Source organism: Nonomuraea sp. NPDC049625, assembly GCF_040675285.1.
GTDB lineage: Bacteria > Actinomycetota > Actinomycetes > Streptosporangiales > Streptosporangiaceae > Nonomuraea > Nonomuraea angiospora_A.
On sequence record NZ_JBFAOQ010000004.1, the window covers coordinates 648,945 to 660,445 of the forward strand.

8 protein-coding genes are annotated in these 11,501 nt (G+C 70.2%); 3 read left to right on the forward strand and 5 right to left on the reverse strand.

Annotated elements, in window-relative coordinates; translation table 11 throughout:
* Positions 1 to 393: 393 nt before the first annotated feature.
* The 5 genes from AB0J87_RS21320 to AB0J87_RS21340 form a co-directional block, all read right to left on the reverse strand.
* Positions 394 to 807 (reverse strand): ComEA family DNA-binding protein, encoded by a 414-nt coding sequence (locus tag AB0J87_RS21320; RefSeq protein WP_363967514.1) that lies wholly within the window; start codon positions 805 to 807, stop codon positions 394 to 396.
* Positions 808 to 2,273: 1,466 nt separating this feature from the next.
* Positions 2,274 to 3,086, reverse strand: a complete 813-nt coding sequence (locus AB0J87_RS21325; RefSeq protein ID WP_363967516.1) for a DegV family protein — start codon at positions 3,084 to 3,086, stop codon at positions 2,274 to 2,276.
* Positions 3,087 to 3,100: 14 nt separating this feature from the next.
* Positions 3,101 to 4,309, reverse strand: coding sequence for an imidazolonepropionase (gene hutI / locus AB0J87_RS21330; protein WP_350724877.1), 1,209 nt, complete (start codon positions 4,307 to 4,309; stop codon positions 3,101 to 3,103).
* 626 nt (positions 4,310 to 4,935) lie between these two features.
* On the reverse strand, positions 4,936 to 6,363 hold the full coding sequence (hflX, locus tag AB0J87_RS21335; protein WP_350724875.1) for a GTPase HflX: 1,428 nt from the start codon (positions 6,361 to 6,363) through the stop codon (positions 4,936 to 4,938).
* Positions 6,364 to 6,438: 75 nt separating this feature from the next.
* Positions 6,439 to 7,131 carry a DUF4097 family beta strand repeat-containing protein gene (locus tag AB0J87_RS21340; RefSeq protein WP_363967518.1) on the reverse strand — a complete coding sequence of 231 codons (693 nt, stop codon included), beginning with the start codon at positions 7,129 to 7,131 and terminating at the stop codon, positions 6,439 to 6,441.
* Between the two features lie 152 nt (positions 7,132 to 7,283).
* Between AB0J87_RS21340 and aceB the strand changes: the two genes are divergently transcribed.
* Genes aceB through AB0J87_RS21355 form a run of 3 tightly spaced genes read left to right on the forward strand, consistent with a single transcriptional unit; the run spans position 7,284 to position 11,500 of the window.
* Positions 7,284 to 8,861 carry a malate synthase A gene (gene aceB / locus AB0J87_RS21345; RefSeq protein ID WP_363967520.1) on the forward strand — a complete coding sequence of 526 codons (1,578 nt, stop codon included), beginning with the start codon at positions 7,284 to 7,286 and terminating at the stop codon, positions 8,859 to 8,861.
* 27 nt (positions 8,862 to 8,888) lie between these two features.
* Positions 8,889 to 10,325, forward strand: coding sequence for an FAD-linked oxidase C-terminal domain-containing protein (locus tag AB0J87_RS21350; protein ID WP_355201996.1), 1,437 nt, complete (start codon positions 8,889 to 8,891; stop codon positions 10,323 to 10,325).
* Positions 10,325 to 11,500, forward strand: coding sequence for an FAD-binding oxidoreductase (locus AB0J87_RS21355; protein ID WP_363967522.1), 1,176 nt, complete (start codon positions 10,325 to 10,327; stop codon positions 11,498 to 11,500). The genes AB0J87_RS21350 and AB0J87_RS21355 overlap by 1 nt, the downstream gene beginning before the upstream one ends.
* Position 11,501 lies beyond the last annotated feature (1 nt).

Below are 11,501 nucleotides of genomic sequence, written 5' to 3' on the forward strand. Positions count from 1 at the left end.
GGGTCCCCGTGTTGGGTGGTCCGGGTGGTGGGTGCTTGCTGGGATGGGAGGCGGGTGCGCCGCAGTATGGGTCGGGCGGGCCAGGCAACGGCTGCTGCGGCCAAGGCTGTGGACAGGGCGACGATCAGGGCTGTGCGGGCGGAGCAGCCGAGTAGGACCAAGGCACTTGCCCAGGCGGCCAGTGCGGGGAGGATGAGGGGCCAGGTGCGTTCACGCTGGGCAGTGTCGGGATCGGGGTGAGTGGCTTCGGTGTTCGTGCTGGCTCCGTCGGAAGAGCTGGCGTTGTCGGCAGGCCGGGCGCTGTCGGCAGGCCGGGCGCTGTCGAGTGGAGAGTTGGTGTTGTCTCGGCTTGGGGGTGTTGGGCGGGTGTCGTCGGTACGCGGGGTGGCCATGTCAGACGCGGACCTTTGGCTTGAGTTCGTCGTACTTTCGTGGGCCTATGCCGGTCACCTCGCGTAGTTGTTCGACGGTGGTGAAGCCGCCGTGGGTGTCTCGGAACTGGGCTATGCGGGCTGCCAGGACTTCGCCCACTCCTGGGAGTTGTTCGAGTTGGTCGGTTGTGGCGGAGTTGAGGTCGAGCACGGTGGTGGCCGGGTCTGTGATGGGTGAGGCTTGGGTTGCCTGGCCGGCGGGGGTGCCTACAACTATCTGTTCGCCGTCGATCAGGCGTCTGGCGAGGTTGAGTGCGCCTGTGGAGGCGCCGCGGGACACTCCTCCGGCTGCTGTCACCGCGTCCGTAACTCGGGCGCCTGTGGGGAGTAGGTAGACGCCCGGTTTGCGGATCTTGCCGGTGACGTGGACGGTCACCTTGGCGACGGCGGTCGGGGACGGCGACCTTGGTGGGTGTGAGATCGGGGTGGGAGGCGGCAATGGCTCCGGTGAAGGCTGGGAGCGCCAGAGGAAGAACGCTGCTACGGCTGCGGCGAGGGCTCCCAAGGCCAGCAGGACTCGGAGGCCGGGCTTGCCTGGGTCGAGGGCTGGGGCCTGGGAGGTGAGGGCTGCGCGGAATGCCTGGAAGGTGGGTGGTACGGGGGCGGGTCCGCGCTTTTGGTCGGGTGGTGGTGATGCGTTTGATCGTTGGTGGGGGATTTGGTGGGATGCGCGTGAGGTGACGGCATCATCATGGTCATGTCCCTCTGGAGGCGTTCGTGAGGGAGTGTCGTTCCAGCGGCTTTCCTCGCCCTCGCCTGATGCTGCGGGTGCAGGGTCCTCCCAGCGGCTTCCCTGGCGCAGGGTGGTGAGGGCGGCATCGTCCCAAGCTTCTCCCTCACGGGGCTCGGTTGAAGGTTGTCCGGGTTGGTGTGCTGAGGCGTGGTTCCGCGCCTGGGCCCCGGCCGTTGGCTCGGCCATGGCGCCAGTGAGCCGACCGAGAGAGCGGCGGGAGCGGCGGGAAGGCGCGGTGATCGACCGTAGCCGGGACTCGGCTATGGTCCGCTCCGCCGTGGGGTCGGGGGTTCGCACGGCTGAGAACGTAGATCCTCAGCGGTTCTCGGGGAGGTCCCGAACCGTGTTCTGGGGATGGGGTGGGAGATGAGCGAAGGGGGTGTGGACAACCAGGTCGGCATGATCAAGGTGAGCGTGCACGTAAGCAAGTTGAGGATCGCGCTCAGGAGGATGCGGGCAGGGCGCGGGGGACTGAAGGACTGCGCAAGAGGCTGAAGGGTCATGCTGAGCGTCGCAGGGCTGGGGGCTGTTGTGTTTGGGGTAGCCGGGCTGGAGGGGTACGCTCGGCCGCCTCAGGGCCGAACGGCTCTGCCGGGCATCGCAGGGCTGGGAAGTTGTAGTGCTGGGCGTCGCCGGACTGGAGGGGTACGCTCGGCCGCCTCAGGGCCGAATGGCTCTTCAAGGCGTCGCAGGGCTGAAGGTGCCGGGCGTTGCTGGGGTGAGGGCCATGCTGGGCGCGGACGGAGGGCCATGCTCGGCGTCGGAAGGCCGAGGGGCCTGCTGGTCGTCAGGGCCGAAAAGCCATGCCGGGCCACGGAGTAAAGGGTCCTGCTGGGCCTCGGAGAGTTAAGGGGCCTGCTGGGCATCTGATGGCTGAGGGTGTGGTGGGCCGCTGAAGGCCAAGGGCGCTGCTGCTGCGCCGCTGAAGGCCGAGGGTGCTGCTGCACCTCTGAAGGCTGAGGCTCTGCTCGGGCATGCAGGCTTGAGGGTTCTGCTGGATGTCGCAGGACTGAGGGTTCTGCTGGGCTTCAAGGGGTGAGGGGCCTGCTGGGTGACTGGGGGTATCGGTCCCTCAGGCAAGGTGGTGTGCGTGCGGCCTCGGCAAAAGGTCAGAGGGTGCCGGATGTGACCGTGAGGCCCAGCATGCCGGGCCCCACGTGGACGCCGATCACCGCCCCCACCTCCACCACCCGCAACTCCACCAGCCCGGCCAGCCGCTTCGGCAGGCGTTCTGCCAGGGCCTCGGCGCGGTCGCTCGCCCCCAGGTGCTGTACGGCCACCTCCACGGGCCCCTCGCCCGCAGCGTGGACGGCGAGGGCCTCCAGGCGGGCGATGGCGCGGGAGGACGTGCGGACCTTCTCCAGAAGCGAGATGCGGCCGTCCACGATGTGGAGCAGTGGCTTGATCATGAGGGCCGAGCCGACGAGGGAGGCGGCGGTGCCGATGCGGCCGCTGCGTCGTAAGGCGTCGAGGGTGTCCACGTAGAAGAACGTCCGGGTGGTCTCCATGCAGCGGCGAGCCGCTGCCGTCACCGTCTCCAGGGCGGCTCCGCGAGCGGCGGCGCGGGCGGCGGCCAGGACCGGGTAGCCGAGGCCCATGGCGATCGAGCGGCTGTCGATCACTTCCACGGGCACGGGCGCATCGGACGCGGCAGTCTGGGCGGAATCGGCGATGCCGGACATATCGCGGGAAACGTGGATCGAGATGATTCCTGTCGCGCCCGCGGCCGCCAGGGAGGCGTAGCAGGAGGCGAAGCTCTCCGGGGCGGGGCGGGAGGTGGTAGCCGTGGTGAGGTCGCCGGTGAACAGCGGCTCGTCGCACGAGACCCCACCGGCGATCACCTGGACGGGGACGACCGTGACACCCGGCACGGCAGGCAGGTAGGCGGTCGAGTCGGTGACCACGGCGACCGAGGGCGGCATAACCCCGAGCGTAACTACTGGACCGGCGTCCCACCCCGCCACACGCGGCGCGGCTTGAGACCGAAGGACCAGGCGAAGGCGCCCTCGTGGTCGGCGTCCCACTGCACGATGTCGGCCAGCCGGCCCGGCGCCAGGACGCCGCGGTCGGGAGCGCCCAGGACGGTGGCGCCGCCGAGGGTGGCCGCGCGCAGGGCGTCGTTGACGCTCATCCCGAACGCCGACACCGCCATGGCGATGACCAGGGACATCGAGGTGATGCCGCAGAAGCCGGGGTTGTGGTCGCTGCCGAGGGCGATCTGGACGCCGTGCTTGATCATCTGGCGGACCGGCGGGAGGTGGCCGCGCTGCAGGGCCGTGGCCGGGCAGACGACGGCGGGCACGCCGTAGCGGGACATGATCGCGATGTCCTCGTCCGACATGTGGTGCAGCCCGTCGGCGGAGGCGCAGCCGAGCTCGGCGGCCAGCTGGACGGCGCCGCGGCGGCTGAAGATGCCGGCGTGGATGCGCGGCAGGAGCCCGACGTTGCGGCCCGAGGCCAGCACCCAGCGGGACTCCTCGGTGGTGAAGTGGCCCTCGTCGCAGTAGACGTCGACGCTGTCGGCGCCCGCCGCGGCGGCGTCGGCGCACCAGGCGCCCACGGCCTCGACGTATTCGCGCTGACGGCCGAAGTATTCGGGTGGCACCACGTGCGCCGCCAGGAAGGTGACGTGCACCCGCGGCATCATCGGCTCCTTCTCCAGCTCGCGCAGGAGCCGCACGTCGGCCAGCTCGCCGTCGCGGGTGAGGTGGTAGCCGGTCTTGGCCTCGACCGTGGTGGTGCCGCTGAGCAGCCAGCCCCGCAGCCGCTCGCGCACGCCGTTGCACAGGGTCCACGGGTCGGTGCCGCGGGTCACGGTGACCGTGGAGCCCACGCCGCCGCCCGCCGCGGTGATCGAGGCGGCGCTGGAGCCGCCGGTGCGGATGGCCAGCTCGGCGTAGCGGTTACCGGCGTAGACGGGGTGGGTGTGGGCGTCGATGAGACCGGGCGTGACGAGCGCGCCGCCGAGGTTTTCGACGTGGTCGACGTCGACGATGTCGTCGACGACTCCGGGGACGCTCTGCGGGAGGTCTGGCGCGCGCCCGACCCACGCGATGCGGTCGTTGTGCACGAGGATGGCGGCGTTGCTAAGGACCTCGTTACCGGTCCACAGGCGGCCGATGTTGGTCAGCAGTCGAACGGTCACCGCATCACCGCCCTGCGTGAGCCCCCGCCCGCGCTCCGGCATGGGCGCAGCGCACAGCTCAGGGGCTGTGCCGCGCCCACTGAGTCCGCTCCGGGTCCGGACGACATGGGGGGTCTCCTGCTCTCATCCGCATCGAGTTGTGCGGTGACCGTATCGCCAGAGTCATGATCCGGCGATTTCAGTTCAGTTACGTTATTTCACAGCTGGGCTTGCTGTACAGGGTTATTCGGAAGAAAGACCACTGATCCCAACCGTCACCCAGCCCCACCTCGTCCCCAAGGCCCCCGTTGACGACTTTGATCACAAGAGTCATCATCCGAAACCTAGACCCAACCCTAGAAACCCGACCGCGTAAGGGGTCTGGCCGATTCTAGCAATCCCAGGGTTCGGGGACCACTGCCGCTTTTGGGTAGCCATGAGTGCTTTGCGGCGAGGGCCACCCCACAACGTAACGTTCGCCGCCGACGTTCCAGCCTGCCACACGCCGCCGTCGCGCCCGACCGGTGTCATCGTTCGCCGACTGTCACGGCAGTCCCGCCCGGACGTGCTCGGCCGGGCGACCCCACCGTACCGCTTGCGTGGGAGTCGCCCGGCCGCAACGACGGAACCGGGGGGTGACCGGAGGGTTAGAAGACCCGCTCCACGGGCTTGCCGACCCGCTCGAGCTCCTGCCACAGACTGGGCAGCACCCGGGCGTGCAGGATCGTGCCGTCCTCCACGTGCTCCACGGAGAGCACCTCGCCCTCCTTGTGGGCCCGGGAGATCAGGTCTCCCCTGTTGTACGGCACCAGCAGCTGGATCTCGTGGTCCAGCCGGGGCAGCTCCCGCTCGATGACCGCCATCAGCTCGGGAATGCCACGGCCGGTCCGCGCCGACACCACGACGCAGTCGCGCTCGCGCCGCATGATCCGGTCGATCACGTCCTGCTCGGCCGCGTCGGCCTTGTTGATCACGACGATCTCGCGGATCTCGGAGGCGCCCTCGATGTCGGCGAGCACCTCGCGCACGGCGGCCAGCTGGCCCTCGGGGTCGGGGTGCGAGCCGTCCACCACGTGCAGGATCAGGTCGGCCTCGGCGACCTCCTCCAGCGTCGAACGGAACGCCTCGACGAGCTGGTGCGGCAGGTGCCGCACGAAGCCCACGGTGTCGGCGATCGTGAAGAGCCGGCCTTCGGCCGTGCGTGCCCGGCGTACGGTCGGGTCGAGGGTGGCGAACAGCGCGTCCTCCACCAGCACCCCGGCTCCCGTGACGCGGTTGAGCAGCGAGGACTTCCCCGCGTTGGTGTAGCCGGCGATGGCCACGGCGGGGACCTCGCGCCGCTGGCGCTGGTAGCGCATCGTGTCGCGCGAGGTGGACATGCCGCTGATCTGGCGGCGCAGCTTGGCCATGCGCTCGCGGATGCGGCGCCGGTCCAGCTCGATCTTGGTCTCACCGGGGCCACGGCCGCCGATGCCGACGCCGCCCGCGGCGCGACCGCCGACCTGCCTGGACAGGTTGCCACCCCAGCCGCGCAGGCGGGGCAGCAGGTATTGGAGCTGTGCCAGCTCGACCTGGGCCTTGCCCTCGCGGCTCTTGGCGTGCTGGGCGAAGATGTCGAGGATCAGCGCGGTGCGGTCGATGACCTTGACCTTGACCGTCTCCTCGAGCTGGCGGAGCTGGCCGGGGGTCAGCTCGCCGTCGCAGATCACGGTGTCGGCGCCGGTCGACTCGACCACGTCGCGCAGCTCGAGCGCCTTGCCCGAGCCGATGTAGGTGGCCGGATCCGGCTTCTGGCGGCGCTGGATGAGGCCGTCGAGCACCTGCGACCCAGCCGTCTCGGCCAGGAGCTTGAGCTCCAGCAGGGAGTTTTCCGCGTCGTCCACTGTGCCTGACGTCCAGACGCCGACGAGGACGACCCGCTCCAGCCGCAGCTGCCGGTACTCGACCTCGGAGACATCCTGGAGTTCGGTGGAGAGGCCCGCCACGCGGCGCAGCGCCTGGCGCTCCTCGAGGTCCATGTCGCCGGTCTCGAACTCGTCGAGGTCGAGCGCGGTGTAATCGTGCATTCGTGTCATCTCTATTAGGGAACGTCTGGACACCTCGGTGTCTTCCCACGATGGTGGCACGACACCCCCGCCACAATCACCCCCTTATCCGGCAGCCACTGTGACGTCGCCGGATCCGGCCTTGAGCGAGATCTTGTGGGGAGAGGAGCTGTCCTTCTTGACCGAGACGTTCGCGTCGCCGGACCCCACCTGGGTCTTCACGTCGTAGGCCCCGTCGGGGACGCGGAGCACGATGTCCCCGGAGCCGGCCTGCAGTTCGGCGCTGCCGGGCGCGGCGGTGTACTTGAGCTCGATGTTCCCGGACCCCGCCTCCGCGACGACCTTCTTGCCCGCCAGCTCCGCGGCGTCGAGGTCGCCGGAGCCGACGTGTACGCCGAGCTCCCCGGTCAGGCCCCTGAGCGTGATGTTGCCCGAGCCGTTGTCCAGGTCGACGGTCAGCCCTTTGGGGATCTCGATCTTGTAGTCGACGCTGCAGCTGCCCAGGCTCGACGGGCAGTCGTACGAGAGGCGCAGCGCGTCGCCCTCGACGCTGTGCTCCGGCTTCGGCTTGTCGTCGCCGCGCCAGCGCAGCGTCTCGGTGACGCGTACGGCGCTGCCGCCGGTCTCGGTCACCTCGGTATCGCCCGCGCCACTCTTGACCTGCAGCCTGACGACCTTGTCCGTCACCTCGTACGACGCGGTCTCCTCGCTGCTCGGGCCGGCGATGCTCGCCATCCCGCACCCCGTCAACATCAGCGCGGAGGCCAGCAGCCCGCCCGCGATCGCGATGGTCTTCATGCCCCAATCCTGTCCGGGAAGAACCCCGGCCACATCGGGGATGCCCCCGACGACTCCCCGAAGGAACCCCAACCTTTGACCCGGGACTACCAGGGGAGTAACTTCACTTCCACAATCCAGAAGTCATTTTCCACGAAGCGGAAAGGCACCCCATGGAGATCACCGGCCCGATGCTCGACCGGTTCGACGAGATCCTCACTCCTGAGGCGCTCGATTTCGTGGCGACTCTCCAGCGGGAGTTCGGCGCCAGGCGGCTGGAGCTGCTGGAGGCCCGTCAGGCGCGGCAGGCGGAGCTGTCCGCGGGCGGCCTGCTCGACTTCCTGCCGGAGACGAAGCAGGTCAGGGAGGCCGACTGGCAGGTCGCGCCGCCCGCGCCCGGTCTGGAGGACCGCCGGGTGGAGATCACCGGCCCGGTCGACAAGAAGATGACCATCAACGCGCTCAACTCCGGCGCCAAGGTCTGGCTGGCCGACTTCGAGGACGCCAACTCGCCGCTCTGGGAGAACTGCGTGAGCGGCCACCTCAACCTGCGCGACGCGCTCGACCGCGCGATCGACTTCGAGACCGGCGGCAAGTCGTACGCGCTCAGGCCCGACGACGAGCTGGCCACGGTCGTCGTGCGCCCGCGCGGCTGGCACCTGGACGAGAAGCACGCCCAGGTGGACGGGCAGCCGGTCTCGGGCTCGCTGTTCGACTTCGGGCTCTACTTCTTCCACTGCGCCCAGCGGCAGATCGACAAGGGCAAGGGGCCGTACTTCTACCTGCCCAAGATGGAGTCCCATCTGGAGGCGCGGCTCTGGAACGACGTGTTCACCAGGGCTCAGGAGCTCCTCGGCATCCCGCACGGCACGATCAGGGCGACCGTCCTCATCGAGACCTACCCGGCCGCGTTCGAGATGGAGGAGATCCTGTACGAGCTCCGCGACCACTCGGCGGGGCTCAACGCAGGCCGCTGGGACTACCTGTTCAGCGTGATCAAGAAGTTCCGGACCCGGGGCCGCGAGTTCCTGCTGCCCGAGCGGAACGCGGTCACGATGACGGCCCCGTTCATGCGCGCGTACACCGAACTGCTGGTGCGCACCTGCCACAAGCGCGGCGCGCACGCCATCGGCGGGATGGCGGCCTTCATCCCCTCGCGGCGCGACCCCGAGGTGAACGCCGTGGCGCTGGAGAAGGTGCGGGCGGACAAGACGCGCGAGTCGGGCGACGGCTTCGACGGCTCGTGGGTGGCGCACCCCGACCTGGTGCCGGTGTGCCGTGAGGTGTTCGACGGCGTGCTGGGGTCGCGGCCCAACCAGCTCGACCGGCTGCGCGAGGACGTCAGCGTGACCGCGGCCGAGCTGCTGGCCGTCTCCGAGACGCCGGGCGAGATCACCGAGGCCGGGCTGCGCAACAACGTGGACGTGGCGCTGCGCTACCTCGCCGCCTGGATGGGGGGCCTGGGCGCGGTGGCGATCCACAACCTCATGGAGGACGCCGCCACCGCCGAGATCTCGCGCTCGCAGATCTGGCAGTGGATCCACAACGACATCACGCTCGCCGACACGGGCGCCCAGGTGACGAAGGAACTGGTCGAGCAGATCATCGCGGAGGAGCTCGCCAGGATCGCCGAGGAGCCCGGCCACGACGACAAGCTGTACGGTCAGGCGACCGCGCTGTTCAAGCAGGTGGCGCTGGACGACGACTTCGCCGAGTTCCTGACGCTTCCCGCCTATGCTCAAATGCCGTAGAACTAGGAAAAAGAGGGGGATCGGGTGCTGGAAACGCTGACAGCGGCCCTGCGCTCGCTGCTGCCCCATGACTCGGTGATCACCGATCCGGTACGCCTGCGCACGTACGAGTGCGACGGCCTCACCTACCACCGGGCGACCCCCGGCGTGGTCGTGCTGCCCGACACGGCCGAGCAGGTCGCCCGCGTGGTACGCGTGTGCAACGACTTCGGCGTGCCCTTCGTGGCCAGGGGCTCGGGCACCGGCCTGTCGGGGGGCGCGCTCCCCCGCGAGGACGGCGTGCTCATCGTCACCTCCAAGATGCGCGGGATCCTGGAGATCGACCTGGACAACCGCCGGGCGGTCGTCGAGCCCGGCGTCACCAACCTGGCCATCACCGAGGCCGTGCGCGACCGGGGCTACTACTACGCGCCCGATCCCTCCAGCCAGCAGGTCTGCTCCATCGGCGGCAACGTCGCCGAGAACTCCGGCGGCGCCCACTGCCTCAAGTACGGCTTCACGGTCAACCACGTCGAGGCCTGCGAGATCGTCACTCCCGACGGCGACCTGGTCACGCTCGACCGCATGGACCCCGGCTACGACCTGCTGGGCGCGTTCATCGGCTCCGAGGGCACGCTGGGCATCGCCACCAAGATCACGGTACGCCTCAGCCGCGCGCCGGAGGCCGTGACCACGGTGCTGGCCGCGTTCGAGAGCATCGAGCAGGGCGGCCAGGCCGTCTCGGCGATCATCGGCGCGGGCATCGTGCCCGCCGCGATCGAGATGATGGACGCGCTGGCCATCGAGGCGGCCGAGGCGGCGGTGGCCTGCCGATATCCCGAGGGCGCGGGCGCCGTGCTGATCGTGGAGCTGGACGGCCCGCGGGCGGAGGTGGACGAGCAGTTCGCCCGGCTCACGGAGATCTGCTCGGGCGCCTTCGAGCTGCGGGTGGCCGCCGGCCCGGACGAGCGGGCGGCGATCTGGAAGGGCCGCAAGTCGGCGTTCGCCGCCGTCGGCCGCATCAGCCCGGCCTACATCGTGCAGGACGGCGTGGTGCCGCGAACGTCCCTGCCCGGCGTGCTGGCGGCCATCGACCGGCTCTCGCACGAGCACGGCATCAGGGTCGCGAACGTCTTCCACGCGGGGGACGGCAACCTGCACCCGCTCGTGCTGTTCGACGACGCGGAGCCGGGGGCCGGCGAGCGGGCCGAGGTGGTCTCCGGGGCGATCCTCGACCTGTGCATCGAGCACGGCGGCTCGATCACGGGCGAGCACGGAGTCGGTGTGGATAAATCCCGCTATATGCCGAAGATGTTCAGCGCGGACGACCTGGACACCATGCAACTCGTCCGGTGCGCGTTCGACCCCCGCGGCCTGTCGAACCCGGGCAAGGTGTTCCCCACCCCGCGCCTGTGCGGCGAGGTGCCGGGAGTGCGCAAGGGCGTGCATCCGCTGGTGGAGTCGGGGAAGGCGGAGCAGTTCTGATGCTGGCCGACACGGGGGTGACCATCAGGCAGGCGGACGCCGACGACGCCGTCAACGGCGTGCCGCCCCGCTGGGTCGCCCTGCCCGAGACGGTCGAGGAGATCTCGGCCGTGCTGCGGGCCTGCGCCGAGCAGGACCTGGCGGCGGTGCCCGCGGGCGGCGGCACGAAGCTGCACTGGGGCGCCCCGCCCGAGCGCTGCGACGTGCTCATCGACCTGTGCTGCATGAACTCCCTCATCGAGCACGCCGCCGGCGACCTCGTCGTGCGCGCGCAGGCCGGGCTGACCATGGACGCGCTGGCCGCCGCGCTCGCCGAGCAGGGCCAGGAGCTGGCGCTCGACCCGCCGTTCAGGGAGCACACCACGGTCGGCGGCACGCTCGCCACCGCGACGGCGGGCCCGCGCGCCTTCCGAAACGGCACCGCCCGCGACCTGCTCATCGGCATCACGGTCGTGCTGCCCGACGGGACCGTCGCCAGGTCCGGCGGACGGGTGGTCAAGAACGTCGCGGGCTACGACCTCGGCAAGCTCTTCACCGGCTCGCAGGGCACGCTCGGCGTGATCGCGGAGGCCACGTTCCGGCTGCACCCGCTGCCCGTGGAGCGGCGCTGGCTCGTGGCGACCACCGAACCGGCCGACGACGTGCTGCTCCGCCTGACCTCCTCCCAGGCCGAGCCGTCCGCCGTGGAGATCGACTGCCCCGACGGCAAGGAGACGACGGTCGCGGTGCTCGTGGAGGGCTCGGCGGCCGAGCAGCGCGCGCTGGCGCTGCGCGAGGTGCTGGGCGAGGGCACGGTCACGGCCGAGGCGCCGGAGTGGTGGGGGCTGATCCTCAGGGACGACGTGCTGCTGGAGGTCCGGTTCCCGCCCGCGCGCGCGGCCGGGGCGCTGGCCGCCGCCGGGGAGGCCGGGTTCGCCTTCCGCGGGTCGGCCGCGGCGGGGCGGGCGTACCTGGAGCTCTGGGACGAGGTCTCGGAAGAAGAGCTGGCGGCGACCGTCTCCCTGCTGCGGGGCCGGATCGAGGCGCTGGGCGGGCGGCTGAACGTGCTGGCCACGCCGTACGAGGGCGTCGACAGGTGGGGGCAGGTGAGCGGGCTGCCGTTGATGCGGCGGGTCAAGGAACGGTTCGACCCCGGGCGCAGGATGTCTCCCGGCCGGTTCTTGGGAGGCATTTGAC